General features: G+C 42.4%; 16 protein-coding genes and 7 tRNA genes. 8 read left to right on the plus strand and 15 right to left on the minus strand.

Features of this window, described 5'->3' with window-relative positions:
• Nucleotides 1–3 precede the first annotated feature (3 nt).
• Nucleotides 4–1,056: a biotin synthase BioB gene (bioB, locus tag PQR79_RS11080; protein WP_238104208.1), complete on the minus strand. Its 1,053-nt coding sequence runs from the start codon at nt 1,054–1,056 to the stop codon at nt 4–6.
• Nucleotides 1,057–1,170: 114 nt separating this feature from the next.
• Here bioB and bioA point away from each other — a divergent pair, with 114 nt between their 5' ends.
• Nucleotides 1,171–2,505, plus strand: a complete 1,335-nt coding sequence (gene bioA, locus PQR79_RS11085; protein ID WP_238104206.1) for an adenosylmethionine--8-amino-7-oxononanoate transaminase — start codon at nt 1,171–1,173, stop codon at nt 2,503–2,505.
• Here bioA and PQR79_RS11090 read toward each other — a convergent pair.
• Entirely contained in the window at nt 2,492–3,397 is a 906-nt protein-coding gene (locus PQR79_RS11090; RefSeq protein ID WP_238104204.1) for a LysR family transcriptional regulator ArgP, read from the minus strand. The genes bioA and PQR79_RS11090 overlap by 14 nt on opposite strands.
• A gap of 159 nt (nt 3,398–3,556) precedes the next feature.
• On the opposite strand from PQR79_RS11090, the gene PQR79_RS11095 reads away from it, so the two are divergent.
• Nucleotides 3,557–4,195 (plus strand): LysE/ArgO family amino acid transporter, encoded by a 639-nt coding sequence (locus PQR79_RS11095; RefSeq protein WP_238104202.1) that lies wholly within the window; start codon nt 3,557–3,559, stop codon nt 4,193–4,195.
• Between the two features lie 65 nt (nt 4,196–4,260).
• On the opposite strand, the gene PQR79_RS11100 is transcribed toward PQR79_RS11095, so the two are convergent.
• Nucleotides 4,261–4,800, minus strand: coding sequence for an Lrp/AsnC family transcriptional regulator (locus tag PQR79_RS11100; protein ID WP_238104200.1), 540 nt, complete (start codon nt 4,798–4,800; stop codon nt 4,261–4,263).
• A gap of 221 nt (nt 4,801–5,021) precedes the next feature.
• Here PQR79_RS11100 and PQR79_RS11105 point away from each other — a divergent pair, with 221 nt between their 5' ends.
• The 3 genes from PQR79_RS11105 to PQR79_RS11115 all read left to right on the plus strand — a co-directional run bounded on the left by PQR79_RS11105 (nt 5,022) and on the right by PQR79_RS11115 (nt 9,766).
• A complete protein-coding gene (locus tag PQR79_RS11105; RefSeq protein WP_238104199.1) occupies nt 5,022–7,181 on the plus strand; it encodes a TonB-dependent receptor in 2,160 nt (719 codons plus the stop codon).
• 78 nt (nt 7,182–7,259) lie between these two features.
• A complete protein-coding gene (locus tag PQR79_RS11110; RefSeq protein WP_238104198.1) occupies nt 7,260–8,576 on the plus strand; it encodes a cytosine permease in 1,317 nt (438 codons plus the stop codon).
• Between the two features lie 65 nt (nt 8,577–8,641).
• A complete protein-coding gene (locus PQR79_RS11115) occupies nt 8,642–9,766 on the plus strand; it encodes an S-methyl thiohydantoin desulfurase family protein (protein WP_274408493.1) in 1,125 nt (374 codons plus the stop codon).
• Between the two features lie 13 nt (nt 9,767–9,779).
• Here PQR79_RS11115 and PQR79_RS11120 read toward each other — a convergent pair whose 3' ends face one another.
• Both PQR79_RS11120 and PQR79_RS11125 read right to left on the minus strand, forming a co-directional pair.
• Complete coding sequence (locus PQR79_RS11120) at nt 9,780–10,379, minus strand: glutathione S-transferase family protein (RefSeq protein ID WP_238104428.1); 600 nt, start codon at nt 10,377–10,379, stop codon at nt 9,780–9,782.
• A gap of 28 nt (nt 10,380–10,407) precedes the next feature.
• Entirely contained in the window at nt 10,408–13,827 is a 3,420-nt protein-coding gene (locus PQR79_RS11125) for a hybrid sensor histidine kinase/response regulator (RefSeq protein WP_238104196.1), read from the minus strand.
• Nucleotides 13,828–14,083: 256 nt separating this feature from the next.
• On the opposite strand from PQR79_RS11125, the gene acs reads away from it, so the two are divergent.
• Nucleotides 14,084–16,036 (plus strand): acetate--CoA ligase, encoded by a 1,953-nt coding sequence (gene acs / locus PQR79_RS11130; protein ID WP_238104195.1) that lies wholly within the window; start codon nt 14,084–14,086, stop codon nt 16,034–16,036.
• Between the two features lie 360 nt (nt 16,037–16,396).
• Here acs and PQR79_RS11135 read toward each other — a convergent pair whose 3' ends face one another.
• A complete protein-coding gene (locus PQR79_RS11135) occupies nt 16,397–16,792 on the minus strand; it encodes a hypothetical protein (RefSeq protein WP_238104194.1) in 396 nt (131 codons plus the stop codon).
• 268 nt (nt 16,793–17,060) lie between these two features.
• On the opposite strand from PQR79_RS11135, the gene radD reads away from it, so the two are divergent.
• A complete protein-coding gene (gene radD, locus PQR79_RS11140) occupies nt 17,061–18,788 on the plus strand; it encodes a DNA repair helicase RadD (protein ID WP_238104193.1) in 1,728 nt (575 codons plus the stop codon).
• Between the two features lie 79 nt (nt 18,789–18,867).
• Nucleotides 18,868–19,128: a GrxA family glutaredoxin gene (locus tag PQR79_RS11145; protein ID WP_238104192.1), complete on the plus strand. Its 261-nt coding sequence runs from the start codon at nt 18,868–18,870 to the stop codon at nt 19,126–19,128.
• A gap of 65 nt (nt 19,129–19,193) precedes the next feature.
• Here PQR79_RS11145 and PQR79_RS11150 read toward each other — a convergent pair whose 3' ends face one another.
• The 9 genes from PQR79_RS11150 to ybgF all read right to left on the minus strand — a co-directional run bounded on the left by PQR79_RS11150 (nt 19,194) and on the right by ybgF (nt 23,971).
• A complete protein-coding gene (locus PQR79_RS11150; RefSeq protein WP_238104425.1) occupies nt 19,194–20,345 on the minus strand; it encodes a DcaP family trimeric outer membrane transporter in 1,152 nt (383 codons plus the stop codon).
• Between the two features lie 464 nt (nt 20,346–20,809).
• Nucleotides 20,810–20,901, minus strand: a tRNA-Lys gene (locus PQR79_RS11155).
• A 583-nt stretch (nt 20,902–21,484) separates the two neighbouring features.
• Nucleotides 21,485–21,560: transfer RNA gene (locus tag PQR79_RS11160), tRNA-Lys, on the minus strand.
• Between the two features lie 202 nt (nt 21,561–21,762).
• Nucleotides 21,763–21,838 (minus strand) — tRNA-Lys (locus PQR79_RS11165).
• Between the two features lie 203 nt (nt 21,839–22,041).
• A tRNA-Lys gene (locus tag PQR79_RS11170) sits at nt 22,042–22,117 on the minus strand.
• Between the two features lie 203 nt (nt 22,118–22,320).
• A tRNA-Lys gene (locus tag PQR79_RS11175) sits at nt 22,321–22,396 on the minus strand.
• Between the two features lie 202 nt (nt 22,397–22,598).
• Nucleotides 22,599–22,674, minus strand: a tRNA-Lys gene (locus PQR79_RS11180).
• A gap of 203 nt (nt 22,675–22,877) precedes the next feature.
• Nucleotides 22,878–22,953: transfer RNA gene (locus PQR79_RS11185), tRNA-Lys, on the minus strand.
• Nucleotides 22,954–23,227: 274 nt separating this feature from the next.
• On the minus strand, nt 23,228–23,971 hold the full coding sequence (ybgF, locus tag PQR79_RS11190; RefSeq protein WP_238103217.1) for a tol-pal system protein YbgF: 744 nt from the start codon (nt 23,969–23,971) through the stop codon (nt 23,228–23,230).
• Between the last annotated feature and the right edge of the window lie 40 nt (nt 23,972–24,011).

The raw sequence follows: 24,011 nt of genomic DNA on the forward strand, positions 1-24,011 counted from the left end.
TAATTACAGTGCCGCAGCATCGTAAAACTGCTTGGTCGACTTATCTTGCTTAGCGCTCGCTTTGGCAAGTAATGCACTGTCGGACTCAATATTAGCTTGAGGTCCTTGCTCTGGATGTAAGCCCAAACGACGGAACAGGCTCATGTCATCATTTTCTTCAGGGTTTGGCGTCGTCAGTAGCTTACAGCCGTAGAAAATCGAATTAGCACCGGCAAAGAAACACATAGATTGTAATTCATCGCTCATGTTTTCACGCCCAGCGGATAAACGCACCCGCGACTTAGGCATCAAAATACGCGCAACCGCAATGGTGCGCACAAATTCAAGTGGGTCGAGATCATCTAACTTTTCAAACGGTGTGCCTGCCACTTTCACTAACATGTTGATAGGCACTGAATCTGGGTGATGCTCTAAATTGGCTAACTGTTGCAGTAAACCTGCGCGGTCAGTGGCTTGTTCGCCCATACCGACAATCCCACCAGAACAAACTTTCATGCCAGAAGCACGAACGTTTGTGAGAGTATCTAATCGGCTTTGATAGGTACGGGTGGTAATGACATCGCCATAGTATTCAGGCGAGGTATCTAGGTTGTGGTTGTAATAGTCCAAGCCAGCATCAGCGAGTTGCTCAGCTTGCTCAGATGACAACATCCCTAATGTCATACAGGTTTCCATGCCTAAAGCACGCACATCTTTGACCATTTGGGTTAAATACGGCATGTCTTTATCGCGTGGGTTACGCCAAGCGGCACCCATGCAAAACCGTGATGCACCAGCGGCTTTAGCACTTTTAGCCTCTGTTAATACTTTTTCAATTTCAAGTAGACGTTCTTTCTCAAGCCCGGTGTCATAACGCGCGCTTTGCGGACAATATTTACAATCTTCTGGGCATGCGCCGGTTTTAATCGATAAAAGACGACTGATCTGTACTTCGTTAGGATCAAACGTTTCACGATGAATACTGTGAGCTTTAAACAATAAATCATTCATCGGCAATGCAAACAACGCTTCGATTTCTGCTTTTTGCCAATCGTGACGAATTTCAGCTAACGACATGGATCTTTCCTTTATTTTGATTTTCTGTTGGCTAGGATACCCTGAGCCCGTAAACTGTCAACGCAGCGAACACTTCGCCCTTTACAAGCGGTTAAAAAGCGAGCACATATAATTATGGCACTTTCAAACACAAATACCACTATCGATTATGCATTTGATGCACGGCATATTTGGCATCCTTATACCTCTATGACCCAGGCTCTGCCTGTGTATGGTGTGGTTTCTGCCCAGGGGTGTGAACTGACGTTAGACAGTGGAGAAGTGTTAATTGATGGCACAAGTTCATGGTGGTCATGTGTGCATGGTTACAGTCATCCGACCATTTTAGCGGCCATGCAAAAGCAGTTAACCCAACTGAGCCATGTGATGTTTGGTGGTATTACCCACCAGCCAGCCATTGAGGTTTCAAAACGCCTAGTGCAAATGACCAGCGCCAATTTAACCAAAGTATTTTTAGCCGACTCAGGCTCTATTGCCGTTGAAGTGGCCCTAAAGATGGCGCTGCAATATTGGCAAGGGCGCAATAAGCCACAGAAACAGCGGATTATGACGGTAAAAAGTGGTTATCACGGCGATACTTTTGCCGCCATGAGCGTGTGTGACCCAGACGGCGGCATGCACACCATGTTTGGCAATAATGTCACTAAACAAGTGTTTATCCCCGCCCCCACATCGAAGTTTAATGAACCGCTCAATCAGACCGATATCACTGCTTTAGAAAATGCATTTAGCCAACATCACCAAGATATTGCCGCGGTGATTATTGAACCCATCATGCAAGGTGCTGGTGCCATGCGTTTTTACTCTCCAGCTTATTTAGTCAAACTGCGCCTACTTTGCGACCAATACAATGTGCTATTGATATTAGATGAAATTGCTACTGGATTTGGTCGTACTGGCACCCTCTTCGCTTATGAGCATGCCAATATTGAGGCCGATATTTTATGTGTCGGCAAAGCATTAACCGGTGGGTATATTAGCCTCGCGGCCACCCTATGCAGTGACGAAGTGGCCAATGGTATTAGTGATTCGCCCGCAGGCGTGTTTATGCATGGCCCTACTTTTATGGGTAACCCTTTGGCCTGTGCCGCAGCAACCGCTAGCTTAGACTTATTGCTTCAAGGAGACTGGCAGCAACAAGTGAGCGCCATTGAAGTTCAACTTAAACAAGAACTCGCAAGGGCCATTGATTTAACGCAAGTTCAAGATGTACGTGTATTGGGCGCTGTTGGTGTGATAGAAATGGTCAACAACGTCAATGCCGCACAATTACAACAAGCATTTGTCGAGCTTGGGGTTTGGGTAAGGCCGTTTAATAAATACATTTATATTATGCCGCCATACACGATTAACGCTGCCCAACTAACACGACTCACCTCAGCCATGATTAGCGTTGCAGGCAGCATTGAAGATAGTGGCAACAAACAGCAATTTATTAGCCATGGTTAACAGCCAATACTTGCTGGGCATGGGATATGATCGCATCAGAGACTTCTTTATAAACTCCCTTGAGTAAAATCCAATGGTGCCAATACAGTGTCTCTTCAATGACTTTATCAGGCAGGATCTGCACTAATTCTCCACTGGCTAGCTCATTGCTCACTTGTAACTGTGGCGCTAAACAATAAGCTGCGCCGTGCTTAGCCATATTAATGAAGGCTTCAGATGATCGCACTGCATGCAGTGGGTATTGGCCTTCTTCTAAACCAAAGTGTTGCTCAATAAAACGGGTATGCATATTGTCTTTATGATCAAAGGCTATCCCTGGCGCTCGCATTAACGTTTGCGCATTTATCCCATCACAAAAATAGCGTTCAACAAACTCTGGCGTTGCAACAACAATATAATTAATCTTGCCTAATCGCGTTAACTGGCACCCTTTTATCGCCACATCTTGTACCGCTATCGCCCCAAATGATTGACCATCTTTGAGCCGTTCAAGGGTGCGTTCCTCATCTTCAATCAATAAATTGACTTCTAATAGATGCTCTTTAATTAAAGGGGCAATCGCCGGAATAAGCCAGGTCGCTAGAGAATCCGCATTGGTGGCAATATGTAATGTTAACGGGGTTACTGGCGCATTAGGCATCACACTTGGCAGTAATTCTGCCTCTAGCTGCACGACTTGGTAATAATGTCGTAACAGTTGCTGACCTAACGCCGTAGCGCGGATTGGATGACTTCTTATCACAACAGATTGAGCGAGCTGCTGTTCTAATTGCTTAATCCTTTGTGACACTGCAGATTGCGACAAACACAATACATTGGCAGCTCGTTCAAAGCTTTGCTCTTTAATCACACAACTCAATGCTTGCAGTAATTTGTAGTCGAGTTTACTCATGCACAATCACCTTTTGGTTTAATGCTGTCATCTTAGCGGAACGATTCGCCACCTTCATTAATTTTTCTTATGTATAAGTAAAATTATTAATTTAACTTATACGCAAACAATGAGTACTTTAGCGGCTTATTAACAAGCAAACTCATCATAAGGACACTCATGGTTACCTCAGCATTACTGCAAGGTTTAATTCTCGGCGCAGGGATGATAATTCCTATTGGCGCGCAGAACTCCTATTTACTCAGCCAAGGGATTAAGCGTAATCATCACATTTTAGCGGCAACCATTTGCATGTTTTGTGATGTCATTTTGATTGGCTTAGGGATTTTTGGCGGCGGTAAGCTCATCGCCAGTAGTGAATGGTTGATGTTAATTATCGGTTGGGGTGGGATCAGTTTTCTGATTGTTTATGCAGTAATTTCTTTGCGTAACGTATGGAGAAATCAATATCAAGTTACAACCCATGAAGCTGCAGCCAATAGCCGTAAACACATTATTGGCACTACATTGGCGGTAACCTTGCTTAATCCTCACGTTTACCTCGATACCGTGATGATTTTAGGCAGTGTGGGTGGCATGTTTGAGGGCAATGAACGATGGGCATTTGCCATAGGCACAGTATTGGCATCAGTATTATGGTTTTACAGCCTTGCTTTTGGTGCCGCCAAGTTGGCGCCCTGGTTAGGTAAACCTCAAATACAACGTGTGGTCGATGCTTTAGTCGGCGCTATTATGCTATTCATTGCTTATTCAGTATTTAACACCTTACTTTATCATGGTGTTCCCCTACCCCATTAAGTCGCTCACGGCTAAATAAGCGCACTGTATTGAGCTTAGTTAGCCGCTTCAAAAAGATATAATAATCACATCCCGACTCGCTCTGACACCATCTCCCCTGAAAAATCGTCATCGTCTAACCATTTTAATTTGGCTAATGGATAACCTAAAAACCATTTTGTACGTTCGAGTACAATCCGTGTATTAATACGTTTGATTCTTAAATCCGGTTGATCGCTTAAATCAGAACAAATTTCATTTAAGGCCTTAATATTAGGAAAACAACTGAGCGAAATATAATCAACATCACCACTTAACTGCATGCAGTCCATTATCTCAGGAATGTCATTAATCCGATTAACAAAACGGCGCCGAGCAGGGGCACTGTTATCTTCTAGGGTAAATTCAATATAAGCCAGTACATGCTCACACAATTGGTCTAAATTAATATCAGCATGTAAATTACGAAAGTACCCCGCTTCTTTTAATGCTTTGACCCGTTGGAAGCAGGCACTAGGCGATAAGTTCACTTTTTCAGCTAATTCAATATTGGTGACCGAGCCCTCTAAGTGCAATGTGGATAATATTTTTTTATTGTAACTGTCAATCTTCAATTTCTTCTTCATTGGCTCAACTCACCGTATTTATGCAGCTTTCTATACTGAGTCATTGTCAATTAATTTGCAAAAACAAGATTTTTTACAGCAAAAGCGCTACAAATTTTTCGAATTTAACCCTAACTACAAAATATTATTTTGCAAGCAAAGCCGCAAAATGGCTACAAGTGATTTATTTAACAATTTGATTACGGTTACATACGACTAATATAACTTCTAAAGGGAACGCCATGACCCCATATACCCAGACGCTATTTACAAAAAAATCTTTTGTTGCTGCTGCTATTTCAATGGCATTAAGCTCCCCATTATTAGCTGAGGACAACCCATCTCAAGTAGAAGCAATGGATACGAGTGGCGTAGAGAGGATCTCGATTACAGCCCGTGGTCGTGTCGAAACCTTACAAAATGTACCTGATTCTGTTACTGCGTTTAGTGCAGACATGATTGAAAGCCAGCGCATTACGAATTTTCGAGATGTCGCAGATATGACGCCTAACCTGAGCCAATTAGATAACTTTCGCCCAGGACTGGCTCGCATCACTATCCGAGGATTAATTACCCCTCAAGTGGGTGATGCCCCGCTCGCCTTTGTCGTCGATGGCGTTACCGCCCCAGATTTAGAATTTATCAACCAAGATTTGGTCGACATAGAACGTATTGAAGTGATGCGGGGAGCTCAAGGAGCACTCTACGGTAAAGGGGCAATTGGTGGTGCGGTGATTGTCACCACCAAAAAACCGACTGAAGATATTGAAGGCTCAGTCAAAGGCTCCTATGGCAATGGCAACACCTATAATATGAGTGGTGTGGTATCGGGTTCGTTAAATGAACAAGATAGCGCGTTTTTCCGGGTTGGCGGCTATACCAAAAATAGCGACGGATTAATTGATAACGTTTTTTTAAATGATGAAGCTGACTATCTGTCAGAAGACTCAGCGTTTGCACAGCTTCAATTTGATTTATTTGAAGAAACAAGCTTAAACCTCAAAGGACGTTATACCACCTCTGATGTAGGCTTTGCCTATTATCAGAACGTGTCAGAAGACAGCAAAGAAGACTATGATTTACCCACGTCACAAAACATATATAACAATGACCAACGTGATGTTTACGAGTTAAGTGCTAAATTAACCCAAGAGTACGACTTAGGTACATTTGATTTCATCACTGCGTACAGTGATTCTGAAAACGAACATTTTTATGATGGTGATTACTCAGCTGACGCCACATTTATTGATGAAGACGGCTTTTTTAGAGCTCCATTTGCTACCGAAGGGCTTTATGACATTGAATCATTCACTATAGAGTCACGCTTTACCTCTCGTGGCGATCAAGCATTAAGATGGGCAGTTTCTGCTTTTTATCAAGATAAACAACGCGACAACACCATTAATTTCTTTGATGACTTTGCCGGTGATACCGCGCAGTCACGCTCAGATTTTAATGACGACAGCCTGTTTTTCACCATTGCAGATAAAAACAGCAGTAAAGCGTGGGCACTGTCTGGACAAACTAACTACGATATTACTGACAAACTCGAATTAACCACCGCATTACGCTACGACGAAGACACACGAGAATCCTATGATCCTGCTGCCCGTGAAGACACCTTTGCTAAAAAAACATTTAGCCAATGGCAGCCTAAAGCGACGCTCGCCTATCAAGCAACCGAAGACTTACTGTTATATGCAGGATATTCAAAAGGATTTAGAAGTGGTGGCTTTAATGAACCCGCAGAAGGCATTAGCCGTTCATTCGACCAAGAAGTGTCAGACAGTTATGAGACCGGCTTTAAATCAACTTTATTTGATAACCGCTTAACCCTAAATGGTGCACTTTTTTGGATAGATCAATCCAATGCACAAATCACTCAATTTAATGTTGATACCTATACGTTAGAAAATCTGTCAATCGACAAAGTTGAGACTAAAGGTATAGAACTTGAAGCAGACCTTGCGTTAACCGATGGCTTAGATCTGCGTTTTAGTGCCGGCATTGTCGACTCTGAAATCAAAGCGTTTGACCGTCAGCCAGAACTGGTTGGCTACACGCAATTTTATGTCGCCGATTACAACTATGCATTGTCGATGAATCACCACTATCAACTCAATGGCGAATGGGCGTTATTGTCACGTGCTGACGTGCAAGTTATTGGACCGCAATCATTTTCAATCGACATTGCGGACATTCGCTCATCGTCTTCAACCACATTAAATCTAGGTATTGGGGTTAAATCTGAGCAATGGACAATTCAAGCTTATGTTGACAATCTAACTGATGAACGAAGCATAGAAGATTTGTTTATTGTGGCTGACGGAGTGACCGATCTTGCACGCCAACCCAACAAGCCTCGTAGCTTTGGTGTAGAAGCGATTTACAACTTCTAAGCAATCTAACTTGGTGTTTGATGGCGCCGTTATTGGCGCAATCAAACACCAGCAACGGCGCTTTTACTAGGAATAAACATGCCTGAAACCCACACAATCGATGACTTACTTGAAGACTACGCAACCACACCTGTTCCTGAAGATAAAACCCATAACGGTTGGCGTATCGGCATGGTCAATGGTGGCTTAGCCTTTGCTGTACCTGGACTCATTACAGGTTTAGAGATCGGATCAGCCTTAGGGTTAGAGCAAAGCATATATGCATTTTTAATCGGCGGGTTTATTTTGTCGGTATTAGGCACGATTACTGGCTATGTGGGTATGAAAAACCGCTTAAGCTCGTGTATGACAATGAAATTTGTTTTTGGTTTGCAAGGTGCCAATATTGTGAGTTTAGCCTTTGTATTGTCATTACTTGGTTGGTACGGCGTTAACATTAATTTGTTTAGCGAGGTGGCGGCTCAGTTTTCAATGCAGCTTTTTGATTATGCTCCACCTATTTGGACATTCGATATTGCTGCCAGCATAGTGATCACCTTAACCACCTTATGGGGCTTTAAATTGATTGAGCGCGTCTCAAGCCTTTTTGTGCCCATTTTGTTTTTACTGGTGGCCTACATGCTTTATCAAAGCTTGGGGTATGTGGTGAATGACACGCCCTCTACCGGTAGCCTAACAGGGATAGATTTTACCTTTGGTGAAGCGGTGTCAGCCATTGTCGGCAGTTTTATTGTGAGTGTGGTATTAATGCCAGATTTTAGCCGCTTTGCCGCTAAGCCAAAAGACACGGTCATCGCCTCTTTTTTACCTTTTATGTTTATCAGTAATTTTGTCTATATCGCTGCAGCAATCGCCGGTTTAGCGGTAGTGAACTCTGACATTCTTGTGGTGATGCTAACCCTCGGCTTAGGGATGTTTGCCTTTGTATTATTAATTGCATCAAGCGCCGTAACCAACGTGGTCAACCTTTATAGCGCCGCATTAGGGTTTAATGCCATAACACCTCATTGGTCAGAATGGAAAATCATCCTTGCAGGCGGAATATTGGGTGCCGTTGTTGCATCACTCAATTTGCTCGATAACTTTACTGGGTTCATTTTTAGTTTGTCGATTCTTTTTAGCCCTGTTGCCGCAATTTACATTGTCGACTTTTTCTTTATTCAGCAGCAAAAGATCTATCAAATAGAGCAGTTAAATCAAACAACAACATTTAATTTTCAAGCATTAGTGGCTTGGGTCGGCGGGATTATTTTTGCCATGATGGTCAATAACGGCTGGCTCACACTAACAGGCATTGAAGTGTGTGATGCCATGCTCATCACAGCCCCACTCTATTTTGTCATCAAAAAGATCATGGCAAACAATAAGCCACACAATTCAACACACTGTTTATAAACCCAACAGTAATAATAAATAAATAAATTAAACCTTTGATTTTAAGATATATACCAGAGAGTCGTATGAAGTCATTAACGCGTTTAGACCTAACAGATATTTTACATGGATGTGTTATTTTGGGCACCGGTGGCGGTGGAGAGATGGATGAAGGTATTGCTTATATCGATGCAGCACTCGCCGCAGGTAAAACCTTTACCCTCGTTGATGTAGACGAAGTCCCTGCGGGGAGAAAAATCTGCACACCTTATATGCTTGGGGCATTGTCGGCACTATCTGAAACCGAAGAAGCGGTTTACGCAAGATTGCCTAAAAGCGATATGTCTTCAATGATGACCGCGTTTAAACGCCTTGAACAATACACTGGGGAGAAGTTTTACGGCACCATTTGCTGTGAACTCGGCGGCTCAAATACAGCGATTTCTTTTTATGTTGCCGCAATGGCCGATGGCTATATTATTGATGCCGATGTTGCTGGCCGCGCCGTACCTGAAATCACCCACTCAACGTATTACTTTAATGATATCCCAGCGGCACCAATTGTGGCGGCAAATGAGTTTGGCGAATGTTTTATTTGTGAAAATATTATTGATGATTTACGCGCCGAGACGGTGGTACGTGCTTTATCGGTGATCAGTCGTAATGATATTGCCGCTATCGATCATGCGATGCCAATTGAACAAGTAAAAGATGCGGTGATTAAAGGCACTATTTCTAAGTCTCTGGCCATTGGTAAAGCTTACCGTCTGGCAAAAGAGCAAGGCGAAGACATTGCCAAGGCCATAGCAAGCCACGGCGAGGGTTATGTTGCGTTTAGAGGTCAGGTTTCACAATCACATTTTAGTACAGAAAAAGGCTTTACCATTGGTACTGTGACCATTGTTGGAAGTGGTGAGTACCAGCACGAGCAATATCAATTAGAAATCAAAAATGAGCATCTTTTAGCACGCCGTAATGGTGAAGTTGATGTCACCATCCCAGACTTGATTTGCTGTATTGATATGGACAACCAAGTGGCAATCACAACACCCAACCATCATATAGGCCTAAATGTCGCTATTGTGATTTTACCGGCGCCAAAAGAGTTTGTTACCGAACGCGGCTTACAAGCATTTGGCCCAGCTTATGTTGGATTATCAACACCGTATGAACCCGCTGTAGCAAAACACTTTGCCAAACTTGGCAAATAAACCGCCTAAAGCATTAAACCCGCATTGCAATAAAGCCTGGTATTTGCGTAATGCGGGTTAACCAAGCTCTTATCTGTGGGTAGTCAACTAAATCAAAACCACCTTGATGCGCCACATGGGTATAAGCATAAAGCGCAATATCCGCTAAGCTAAACTGCTCACCGCATAAGAATGGCTGCTTTGTAAGTTCAGATTCCATGACGCTCAGCGCCTTATAACCTTTAGCATGTAAAGATTGGTACTCGGCTAAACGTTCATCTGGTAAACCTAAATACAGTTGAATATAACGGGCCACGGCAATATAAGGCTCATGACTGTATTGTTCAAAGAACAGCCATTGATACATTTTTGCTTTATAAAATTCATCGTTAGGAATAAGTGCAGAATTAGCCGCAAGATAGCCCATAATAGCATTTGATTCAGATAACATTCGGCCGTCATCAAGTTCTATTAGCGGTATTTTTCCTGTCGAATTTTTGGCTAAATAAGCCGCGGTCTGTGTATCACCATCGATAATGCTCATTTCTATCCATTGATGCTCAATCTTCAGGAGATTAAGCACCAATTGCACTTTATAGCAGTTGCCCGACACACTGTCGCCATATGCTTTTATCATGTTATTTCAGCCCCAATGTCAGCCATTATTTTTTAACTAAACTCGAAATCAGGGCGCGCAACGCCGCTGGCTTAACCATTTTCGCCATATAGTGATACCCGCGTCGTTCAATGTCATCGACAAGGTCTTTATTGGTGTTAGCGGTAATCAAAATCCCGGGCACGTGAGCACCATAGCGTGAGCGAATATCATCCATGGCATCAACGCCATTTTTATCATCATCTAAATGATAGTCAGCCAAAATAATGTCTGGCGCAACGCCTTTAAGGCCTAACTTGATTCGCGCATCAGCGATGTCTGTTGCACAAATAACCTCACATTGCCAACGGCTTAAAAGTGAGTCCAGACCCGCTAAAATAGCTTCTTCATTGTCAATACATAACACCTTAACGCCAGCAAGAGGTTGCATAAGCGAAGGGATGGGTTTAGTCACGACTTGGCTTACCGTTTGCCCTAACGGCACCATGATAGAAAACATAGAACCTTGTCCTAACACAGATTGAACTTGAATAGGATGATCAAGCACTTTACTTATTCGGTCAGCAATTGCCAACCCAAGTCCTAAACCACTTACATTGCGACTGCTGGGATGATTTAAGCGTTTAAATTCTTTAAAGATCTCTTGGGTTTCATGCTCATCAATTCCGCAACCAGTATCGAGCACTTGTATCTCAATAAACTCACCACGATGACGACATCCCAATAGCACCCTACCTCCGCGTGCATATCGATAGGCATTGGTTAAAAAGTTTTGTAAAATGCGCCTCAACAAAGAGGGATCAGAATTTACCGTTGCAGAACACGGCACCATCGCAAATGATATTTGGTTATCTCCTGCCATTGCTTCAAACTCAATGGCCAATCCATTAATCACCTCAGAAATGGAAAAGTCGCGGCGATTGACATCGACCATGCCTGAATCAAGCTTAGAAATATCTAATAAATCGGTCAGCAGTTCACCGGCAATTTTTAATGAGCTATTTACGTGGGTTAACGTGGTACGCGCCTCTAAATCCAAATGAGGATATTGCGCCAGCGATGCGGTAAACAGCCTGGCTGCATTGAGCGGTTGCATTAAATCATGGCCAACGGCAGCCAGAAATCGAGTTTTAGATGCATTGGCCAGTTCCTCTTGCGATTTGGCTTCAAGTAACTCGCTGTTGAGCATCGCCAGTTCATAAGTACGTTCTTGCACTCGGCTTTCTAGGGTTTCATTGGCTTCAAGTAAGGCTTTTTCTTGTAAGCGATACTGAGTAATATCGGTAAACGTCATCACAAAACCGCCATCGGGCATAGGGTTACCCTGAATTTTAATCACTTTACCGTCTTTACGTTCACGCTCTGAAGTGTGAGGGGTACCATTACGCATATGCTGCACCCTAATGGCCACTTTTTGCTCAACATCACCTTTACCACAAAATCCACGTGAGGCATTGAAGCGGATTACGTCAGCAATTGGCATACCTTGCTGTAAAAAACCATCTGGATATTGATATAAATCGGCATAACGATAATTCCAAGCGACTAAATTCAGGTCTTTATCCACCACACTCATCCCTTCATAGGCATGTTCAATTGCGCCGCGCAACATGTCCTGGCTTAAAATGATTTTGGATGATGCTTCATCGACCAAGCTAAATACTTCATCAAGCGCTAAATCTCGTCCTTGCAGAACAGAGTCCATCACCAATGACGCACTTGAAGCCCCAAGAACACCAGACAACATATGCTCAGTGTGGGCGATTAATTCATCTGGTGCAGCCTTATACCAACTGTCACTTTTAACGGCCTCGGGAGAGAAGCGGCTAAAACTTTCATAGGCACGGGTCGGACTAACAAACCGGCTGGCAAGTATCAGTAAATCTTGTTGCGATATCGGCCCCTGACGCTTATTAGCATCTTTTTTTAACGACCAAGGTTTAACGAAGTTACTGGCTTGAATACGCTCAGCAACCCCGGCTCTAAACCAAATCGATCCCAACACGTAGCAAATAATATTAGCCAATAACGCGACTAACGTATCACTGACATTCGGCGTAATCGAATTCAGTAAGTCAAACTCACCGCCAATTAACCTTGCACCAGCCCCTTGGAGCAATATAAAACACCATAAGCTAAAGCCCACAGCGAGACCAAGATAAACCCCGGTACGATTACCGTGTTTCCAATACAGTCCACCTACCAATGCTGGCGCCAATTGCGAAAAGGCACCAAATGACAGCATACCAAGATGTGATAACGAATCACTGTCAGCTAAGGTTAAATAGCTTAAATAACCAAAGCCCAAAATCACCACAATAGCTAAACGACGCACATTGAGTAACAGTTGCGAAAACTGGCTAAAATTCTTTTCTTTGATTTGTCCGGTGCGCAATAAAAAAGGCACTAACCACTCATTACTCACCATCACGCTGATTGTGACGACCGCTACAATCACCATGCCTGTTGCGGCGGATAGAGTCCCTAGTAATGCAATAACGGCTAAAAAGGGTTGGTCTAATGCCAAAGGTAGGTTGATTACGTAGGTGTCAGCCGCAACTGAGTCACCTAATAATACTTTGCCCGCCAACGCTAGAGGAGCAACAAACATGCCAAATAAAGCTAAATAAATGGGGAAAATCCAGCGTGATTTTTTTAAAATATGCTCGCCACCACATTCAACTACCATGACGTGAAACTGCCTTGGCATACATAAAAATGCCGCCATACCGACAAATAATTCAGGTAAAAATGATTCTAGACGCAAGTGGCTATTTTCTATTACCCCTTTCGCTGAGGCTTGCTGCCAAATATCGCCAAATCCGTCAAAAAAGCCAAAACTAATCACAACGCCTACAACAATAAATGCGGCTAATTTAACTAAAGATTCAAATGCAATCGCAACCATCATTCCTGGGTTATGCTCTGTCGCATCTAATTTTCGAGTGCCAAACAAAATCGCAAATACAGCAAGTAACATAGTGATTAACAGCGGCACTGCCACAGGACTTAAAGGATTGTCGTCAGGCTGAAATAAATTGAGGCTAAACACCATCGCTTTTAATTGCAAAGCGATATACGGCATGATGCCAAAGAGGGCGATAAGGGTAACAATTGCGGCTAATAACTGTGATTTACCATAACGGGCTGCAATAAAATCAGCCACCGAGGTGATATTTTGTGCTTTAGACACCACAACCATTTTACGCAACATACCAAAACCAAGGGTAAACACTAAAATGGGGCCAACAAAAATAGGTAAAAAAGACCATAAATCAGTAGCGGATTGCCCTACCGTGCCCAAAAAACTCCACGATGAGCAATAAACAGCCAAACTTAAGCCGTAAATCCACACTTGCAGTTTTTGGCTTATTTTACTGAACCAGCGCTCAGCACCCCATGCCAAAATAAACAACAATGACACATAGCACACCGCAATTACGGCTACAATAAGAGTTAAATTCATCAGACGTCCGCTATCATTTTATTGTTATTTACAGTCAATTTTATTCATATTCCAACAAAACAGGTTGAACATAAAACAATCGACCCCAGCTAAATTTGAGATTTTGCTTCTTATCAGCTGTACTTTTTAGTCATCTTAGCACGTGCAACAGACTAAATATTAAGGATATTTTAAAACTAGACCAAGGTCTAATAGTTTTGATAGTCGGTTGCAGATGATACTTTAGCCACGCCATTTTTAAGAAAGGGAAGCCCCTATGAGCTCGCAGTCTCTTTACAAAGTTCCTAGTGACATTGCAGACAACGCACTGGTTAATAACGATCAATATAAGAAAATGTACCAAGAGTCCATCGTTAATCCAGAAGGTTTTTGGAGAGAACACGGCAAACGTATCGACTGGATTAAACCTTACACCAAAATTAAACAAACCTCTTTTGATGACCACAATTTATCAATTAACTGGTTTTATGACGGCACATTAAATGCCTCGGCAAACTGTTTAGACCGTCATCTAGAGCAACACGGCGATAAACTGGCCATCATTTGGGAAGGTGATGATGCGAATGAACAGCGTAAAATCACCTATGCAGAATTACACGCTGACGTCTGTAAGTTTGCCAATGCATTACGCGGCCAAGGTGTTGGTAAAGGCGATATCGTCACAATATACATGCCTATGGTGCCAGAAGCTGCAGTAGCGATGCTTGCCTGCGCCCGAATTGGTGCTGTTCACTCTGTGGTATTTGGTGGTTTTTCACCAGACTCGATTGCAGCAAGAGTCATAGACGGTAAATCTAAAGTCATCATCACCTCTGATGAAGGCGTACGCGGTGGACGTACAATTCCCTTAAAGCGCAGTGTTGATGAAGCTATTGCCAACCCTGATGTCACCTCAGTCGAAAAAGTCATTGTATTAAAACGTACTGGTGGCGATATTGATTGGGTTGAAGGTCGCGATGTGTGGTGGCATTCGTTGATGGAAGTCGCTTCTGAGTATTGCCAACCCGTTGAAATGAATGCTGAAGATCCATTATTTTTACTGTATACCTCAGGCTCAACGGGTAACCCTAAAGGTGTGTTGCATACCACTGGTGGATACATGGTTTACGCCTCGATGACACACGAATATGTATTTGACTATAAAGCTGATGAGGTTTACTGGTGTACTGCCGACGTCGGTTGGATTACCGGCCACTCCTACATGGTGTATGGTCCATTTGCCAACGCTGCTACGGTATTAATTCATGAAGGTGTACCCAACCACCCAACACCAGCTCGTCTTGGCGAAATGATTGACCGCCATAATGTTAATATCCTTTATACTGCTCCGACATTAATCCGGGCTTTAATGGCTGAAGGTAAAGAGAAATTCAGCAACTATAAAGGCGATTCACTGCGCATTATGGGTTCCGTAGGCGAACCCATTAATCCAGAAGCTTGGCGTTGGTACCATGAAGTTATCGGCCATGAAAACTGCCCAATTGTGGATACTTGGTGGCAAACTGAAACCGGCGGTATTCTCATTAGCCCATTACCGGGCGCAACAGACACTAAACCAGGCTCCGCTACCCGTCCATTTTTTGGCGTACAGCCTGCATTAGTCGACAACATGGGCAATATCGTTGAAGGCGCCACAGAAGGTAACCTGGTTATACTTGACTCATGGCCTGGCCAAATGCGTACCGTTTATGGCGACCATGACAGGTTTGCCCTGACCTACTTTAAAACGTTCCGTGGCATGTACTTTACCGGTGACGGTGCCCGTCGTGATGAAGATGGTTATTACTGGATTACAGGTCGAGTCGACGATGTGATTAACGTATCAGGCCACCGTTTAGGCACAGCAGAAGTCGAAAGTGCGTTAGTGTCGCATGATCTAGTCGCTGAAGCGGCAGTGGTTGGTTACCCTCACGATATTAAAGGACAAGGCATTTATGCTTATGTGACCTTAACGCGAGGAACAGAACCAACGGAAGAGTTACGCCTAGAACTACGTCAATGGGTACGTAAAGAAATCGGGGCGCTAGCGACGCCAGATCTTATCCAATGGGCTAGCGGACTCCCGAAAACGCGTTCTGGCAAAATCATGCGTCGCTTCTTGCGTAAAATTGCTGCCAATGAAGTCACCAACTTAGGTGATTCTTCAACGCTGGCAGATCCAGCGGTTATTGATACCTTAATCGAAACCCGTTTAAACAAAACGGAATAACATGACTCAAGCTAGTATTCTATCCACCCACGAGAAATCCTGACCAATTTCTCTTTTGCCCCTCACTGAGGGGCTTTTTTTGTTTGACTGATACTCATCCGTATTAATAAGTGACCACTCAGAATGTGTACAGCGTTTTTGATTAAAGCATCGCCATGCAGTCCTTTCAAATAACGATAACGCAAAGCAAAATCAGCTGGTGCATTCCTTTAAGGCGAGTTTAAAAAGGGCTTACACTGCGTTGCTCGACGTCTAAAGAGAACCTGTTAGTTCAGTCATGCGCCTTGTTTAAGCCCTTTAAAATCTCGCTGAATTCTCACTTATTTACGCACAATGGTATTAGTATCCCTCATCATTAGCCTAGTGAGCAGGCAACTCACCATAAACGGTGTTAATACTCACCAAATAAACATGATCTGCTTGGGTTAATTGATAACGGGTTGCCTGGCCAACAGTTAAATTTAACGTTCTGTTTCTATCGACGACATTAGGTGCGCCGTTAGACAAATCACTCAAACTCACTGTGAGTTGAATATTTTCAGCCTGCAGCTGCTTTGAGGTCATCGTCACCACATAATCCCCCTCAACCTCAATGGAGACAGTTTCATTTAACCCCATAAGGATATTCGACGTTGATGAGGTCGTGTCCTGTGAGTCAGTGACATATTCTTCTATTGAAAACCCGACTACCAATCCTTGTTCTGCCATGGCAAAATGACTGACAATACACAAGGCCAGTAATGATAAATATTTCATGGTGGATACTCCTAAGATTACGTTTTTTATTATATTTTTAATGGCTAACCCGCCCTAGTAAAAACATCTTTCAACCCACAACTCTTGAAATTAAATTTACACTAACTCAAAACAAAAAACAGTGCCTAGCGTGTAATTAGCCATAAATGATACTGTTTTAAATAACATGAGATAATGATAACTCCCCTATCAATAACTGTGGCTGAATATAACCGGGTAACCTAATTCAGAACCCTATTGAATACATTAAACTCCAACGGCCAATTGTATGCACATTAACCTTCGCGACTATCAACAACAAGCCGTAGACGCCGCTGTAATGCATTTTAAACTCAGTCAGCAGTCAGCAGTGCTAGTGCTTCCTACAGGCGCAGGCAAAAGCATTGTGATAGCAGAGCTTGCCAAAATCGCCAATGGTAATGTCTTAATACTCACCCATGTAAAAGAGTTAGTGGCACAAAATGCCGAAAAAGTCGGATTGTTGACCGAAGAAGCCAATATTTATTCTGCTGGGCTTAAGCAAAAAAAAGCGAATGGTAAAACCGTTGTCGCCAGTGTTCAATCGGCTTCTCGGGCACTCAACCAATTTAATCAAACATTTTCACTTGTTATCATTGATGAATGTCATCGCGTCAGCACTGAGTCGACGAGCCAATATCAACAACTACTGACTCACCTGCGTACTAAAAATCCTAATATCAAGCTACTTGGGCTCACGGCAACGCCTTATCGTCTTGGTTTAGGTTGGATATATCGCCATCATTATCATGGAAAAGTGGGTAATACTGATAATCCAGTATTTGAAAAATGTATTTTTGAGTTGCCTATGAGGCCATTAATTAAACAAGGTTACTTGACCCAACCGACAATCTTTGATGGACTCAGTGTGCAATACGACTTCAGCAGCCTTGCTCCCATTGACGCCAATGAATATTCACCTACAGAAGTTGATAACCTACTGAACCATCAAGGCCGCGCAACGACAGCCATTATTAAGCAAGTAAAACAACTTGCTTTGCATCGCCAAGGTGTGCTTATTTTTGCCGCAACAGTGCGACATGCAGAAGAGATAATGGCATTAATGGAAGATGATGCGGCATTGATCACCGCGAAGACACCACATTCCGAGCGTGATAACATCATCGAATGTTTTAAGTCTCAAAAGCTCAAATTCATCGTTAATGTAGCTGTATTAACGACAGGGTTTGACGCACCGCATGTCGATTTAATTGCCATATTACGCCCAACAGCGTCAGTGAGTTTGTTTCAACAAATGATTGGCAGAGGACTCAGGCTTGCTGACAAAAAAGCAGACTGCTTAGTGATTGATTACGCGGCAAACGGCTATGATTTATTTTACCCCGAAGTGGGTCAAGCCAAACCCAATAGTAAATCGGTTCCAGTACAAGTCCACTGCCCTGTTTGCCAATTCGCCAATACCTTTTGGGGGCTAGTGGATGCTGATGGCGACATCATCGAACACTTTGGCCGACGTTGCCAAGGATTGATTGATGACACTGAACAATGTGATTTTCGATTTCGTTCAAAGTCATGCCCTGACTGCGGTGCTGAAAATGACATAGCAGCGCGTATTTGCCAAACCTGTCAGTCAACATTGATCGACCCTGACAAACGCCTTAAACAAGTATTAAACGCCCAACATCACCATTTATTTAAATGCCAAGAGATGTTATTGCTTTGCCAAGATGAAAAGCTCGTCATTCAATACATTGACATTGAAGGTAACGACTTCAAACAAATATTTCAATTTTCCACGCCCGCTCAACGCCGAGCATTTTATGCTGTGTTTGTATTAAATCACACCCGCACCCCAGGCTTATTACATCCACAATATAATCAAGCCAATGATGTATTAGTCGATAAAGCCCGCTTTAGAAAGCCCGATTTATTACTGCTCAAGAAAAACAAACACCGCTGGGATTTAATTGATTCATTTTTTGATTATCAAGGCAAATATAAAATCGATATGAGTTAAAACAAAATTAATCGCGATGCATTATGAAAAAAAAAGCGCATATGGTATAAATTGCCCATATCATTAAACAGGAGTCACCATGTTTGTAGTTATTTTTGGCCGCCCAGCTTGCCCATATTGCGTTCGCGCTGTTGAACTGTCTGAAAAATTAGCAGCTCAAAGTGAAGATTTTAAATATAAGTATGTAGATATTCACGCAGAAGGGATTACTAAAGCTGATCTATCTAAGAGTGTGGGTAAAACCGTAGAAACAGTGCCACAAATCTTTATTGATGAACAACCAATTGGTGGTTGTACTGAATTTGAAGCTTATATTCGTCAAAACAATTTATTAAAGTAATTTGCTAAGTTTGATGCTTATAAAAAAGGCAACCAGATGGTTGCCTTTTGTTTTACTACAGCAAACTAAAGTACATATTTGGCGGAAAAAATCACCCGATTTAAATCGCCTTCAAAACCATTTTCAAGCTCATTTAATGCATGCATAAATTCAACACCAAAAGTGACCGGTTTTGATGGTGAGTACAATAAATTAACGTAAGCTGAATAAGCAGACTTGTTCACCGCCTCCCCTGTCAACGCGACTTCGTTGTCAGCTGAAAATCCAGAGAAAGTCACACTTGAACGCCACTGCTCAGTCCACCAATGACGATATGACACAAAGCCGCCAAATGATTTAATCGCTTCAATATCGCCATTAGCATCAATAACACCTGCATTGGCATAATTTAATGCCATGTAACGCCCCAGACCTTCACCATAAGTCGCGGTAAATTTAAAGTCATCATTACCGACAGGGATCACACCCGCAAAACTTGCGCCGTAACCCATCTCTGAGGTGTCATAAGCAGTACCGCCAATGTTTTGCTCAACATTGAGCTGTCGTACAATGGCCGCAGCAGAAAACGACGAGCCATTTGAGGTTTTAAAGTTATAGCGACCAACAAAATCAGGCACCACACCGCTACCACTGGTTATCCGTGAACCACCACCATAAGGCGTCACTGTGGTTTCAGGGTTTTCTATCGAAAATTGCCAATTGCCTGTGCTATACCGAATTTGTGCCTGTCTCACAAAAGGCGTGCCTTCTGCTGCGCCAACAAAATCTAGATTCTCAGGTAATGCACCCGGGTTTTGAAACGTTGTCCACGTTTGACCTATGGTCCATTCATCATAGCTTACAAACGCATGGCGAATACGGGGTGAGTAGCTATTAGAGACACGCTCATTACCATCAGCATGAGTCATAAAGTCTAACTCAATGAATCCGGTTAATGTATGGCCATCTAAATCAGTGACAGTTTTAAAATTAAAGCGAGATTCTCTCGCTTGAAAATCAACAACTTGTTCACCATTACCCTCTGTGCCGTAAATAGTACCAGGCACATAGAACTGTCTTGAAAGCGCTCCAGAATCTGGTGCGCCATTACCATAATCACTAAACATGACATCGGCTTTAATGTAACCACCAAATGTCATGTCCGTTGCAGCATGAGCTCCCCCACTCATCGCTAATATCGCACCTGCAACATATAAACTTAATTTTGCTTGTTTCATTGCTTTCTCCCTTATCATTTTTTTTCTAATCCTATGCAATATCGAACAATTAACATTCAAGTAACATTAGCAATAAGTCTATGAGACAAAAGTAGACAAGCAAATGCTAATACTTGGTTCATACATTGCTAAGTGCAAGTTGAAATAGAAAAGAAGCATAAATAAATCGCCATTAAAGAGAAGGACAAGAATAGAAATAAAGACATACCACATGTATCAGTGAAGATAACGTAGCCAAACCATGAAGCGACTAAGGTTCGAACCTTCGACCAATGGGTTAAAAGCCAACCGCAATAGTTGATTTGAACCCAAGTGACTGAGCTAACGACCCATCTTGGTTTCCAGTACTAATCCAAAGCTGAATATTATAACGAAAAAGAATTTAATAGAAGATGAGCTAATTGAGTATAAAATTGATTTACTTTGAATTATCAAGCAGAGATTAAACAGAAAAAATCAAGAGGTGGTGGGTCGTGAAGGATTCGAACCTTCGACCAATGGGTTAAAAGCCAACTGCAGTAGTTGATTTGAACCTAAGTGACTGAGCTAACGACCCATCTTGGTTTCCAGTACTAATCCAAAGCTGAATATTATAACGAACAAGAATTTAATAGAAGATGAGCTAATTGAGTATAAAATTGATTTACTTTGAATTATCAAGCAGAGATTAAACAGAAAAAATCAAGAGGTGGTGGGTCGTGAAGGATTCGAACCTTCGACCAATGGGTTAAAAGCCAACTGCAGTAGTTGATTTGAACCTAAGTGACTGAGCTAACGRCCCATCTTGGTTTCCWGTACTAATCCAAAGCTGAATATTATAACGAAAAAGAATTTAATAGAAGATGAGCTAATTGAGTATAAAATTGATTTACTTTGAATTATCAAGCAGAGATTAAASAGAAAAAATCAAGAGGTGGTGGGTCGTGAAGGATTCGAACCTTCGACCAATGGGTTAAAAGCCAACTGCAGTAGTTGATTTGAACCTAAGTGACTGAGCTAACGRCCCATCTTGGTTTCCWGTACTAATCCAAAGCTGAATATTATAACGAAAAAGAATTTAATAGAAGATGAGCTAATTGAGTATAAAATTGATTTACTTTGAATTATCAAGCAGAGATTAAACAGAAAAAATCAAGAGGTGGTGGGTCGTGAAGGATTCGAACCTTCGACCAATTGGTTAAAAGCCAACTGCTCTACCGACTGAGCTAACGACCCATTCTGGTTTTATAAGCTTCATCGCTTACTGGAACAAAAGCCAACTGTCTATGTTTCAAGACCAACTGAGCTAACGACCCATTTTGGTTTTATAAGCGTCATCGCTTACTGGAACAAAAGCCAACTGTCTGTGTTTCAAGACCGACTGAGCTAACGACCCATCTGATAAAACGTTTAAATTCTTTAACCACGATTTAAAAAGTGGTGGGTCGTGAAGGATTCGAACCTTCGACCAATTGGTTAAAAGCCAACTGCTCTACCGACTGAGCTAACGACCCATTTTGGTTTTATAAGCTTYATCACTTACTGGAACAAAAGCCAACTGTCTATGTTTCAAGACCGACTGAGCTAACGACCCATTTTGGTTTTATAAGCTTCATCGCTTACTGGAACAAAAGCCAACTGTCTATGTTTCAAGACCGACTGAGCTAACGACCCATCTGATAAAACGTTTAAATTCTTTAACCACAATTTAAAAAAGTGGTGGGTCGTGAAGGATTCGAACCTTCGACCAATTGGTTAAAAGCCAACTGCTCTACCGACTGAGCTAACGACCCATTTTGGTTTTATAAGCTTCATCACTTACTGGAACAAAAGCCAACTGTCTATGTTTCAAGACCGACTGAGCTAACGACCCATTTTGGTTTTATAAGCTTCATCGCTTACTGGAACAAAAGCCAACTGTCTATGTTTCAAGACCGACTGAGCTAACGACCCATCTGATAAAACGTTTAAATTCTTTAACCACRATTTNAAAAAGTGGTGGGTCGTGAAGGATTCGAACCTTCGACCAATTGGTTAAAAGCCAACTGCTCTACCGACTGAGCTAACGACCCATTTTGGTTTTATAAGCTTCATCACTTACTGGAACAAAAGCCAACTGTCTATGTTTCAAGACCGACTGAGCTAACGACCCATTTTGGTTTTATAAGCGTCATCGCTTACTGGAACAAAAGCCAACTGTCTATGTTTCAAGACCGAATGAGCTAACGACCCATCTGATAAAACGTTTAAATTCTTTAGCCACGATTTAGAAAGTGGTGGGTCGTGAAGGATTCGAACCTTCGACCAATTGGTTAAAAGCCAACTGCTCTACCGACTGAGCTAACGACCCATTTTGGTTTTATAAGCTTCATCACTTACTGGAACAAAAGCCAACTGTCTATGTTTCAAGACCGACTGAGCTAACGACCCATTTTGGTTTTATAAGCKTCATCSCTTACTGGAACAAAAGCCAACTGTCTATGTTTCAAGACCGAATGAGCTAACGACCCATCTGATAAAACGTTTAAATTCTTTAGCCACGATTTAAAAAAGTGGTGGGTCGTGAAGGATTCGAACCTTCGACCAATTGGTTAAAAGCCAACTGCTCTACCGACTGAGCTAACGACCCATTTTGGTTTTATAAGCTTCATCGCTTACTGGAACAAAAGCCAACTGTCTATGTTTCAAGACCGGCTGAGCTAACGCCCCATCTTGGTTTGATAAACTTTAATCGCTTGTGATGCAGAAACTACATTGAGGTGATTAACGCTTTAACCCCCTCAGAACGCTGTGCCGTTCTGAGGGCGCCTATAATACCTTTTTCAATTTCTCATGCAAGCGCAAATTTATAATTTCTTGTTGTTTGCATGAAAAACAGACTAAGAGGCTGTTTTTTGGCTTAATTAGCCTTTCAATGCTGATAATTGCTGTTGTGCAAGGCGCGCGGAGGCACTGTCGGCATATTCTTTTAGTACTTTGTTATAAAGCGCTCTCGCACCTGCAAAATCATTTTCTTTCTCAGCTATCATGCCAAGTTTAACCAAACTATCACCACGCTTATTAGAATCTGCAAACTTACTGACAACAGTGCTAAAGGCTTGCTTTGCGCCAGTATTATCACCCTTATTGTACAACAGTTGTCCTAACCAATAGTTAGCATTGGCAGCATAGCTAGAATCTGGGTATTGAGTGATGAAGTCACGAAATGCAGGTATTGCATCGTCATATTTGCGTTCTTTCAGCACGAGATTGACCGCGGCTTCGTAGCTGCCAGTTTCACCTAACGTTGAACTTGCGGCTGCAACTGTGGTTGGATCAGCTTGAGCTTCAGTTGGCACAGCAGGCGTCGATGACTTAGCAGTAAGATTAGCAATTTCCTCATACAGTTGGCGCTGACGCTGCAACATTTGATTCATTTGATAATTTTGTTGCTCAGTAATGCCACGTAAATCCAACACTTCATTTTGTAATGCATCCATACGGCGTTGCATGTCAAACTCAACCTGTTGTTTGGCTTTGATGATACGTTCTAATTTTGAAATTCGATCATCATTTGAACCACCAGACACATCTGAAACTGGTGCAGGGGCTGAAAAAGCACTTGCGGTAGTGAATAGCATAGCCGCAACTAAAATGGCTCGTTTCATTTTGTCCACTCCTAAAAAAGGCCAACCGCGAACGATTGGC

Source organism: Shewanella metallivivens, assembly GCF_028750675.1.
In the GTDB taxonomy this organism is placed as follows: Bacteria; Pseudomonadota; Gammaproteobacteria; order Enterobacterales; family Shewanellaceae; genus Shewanella; species Shewanella metallivivens.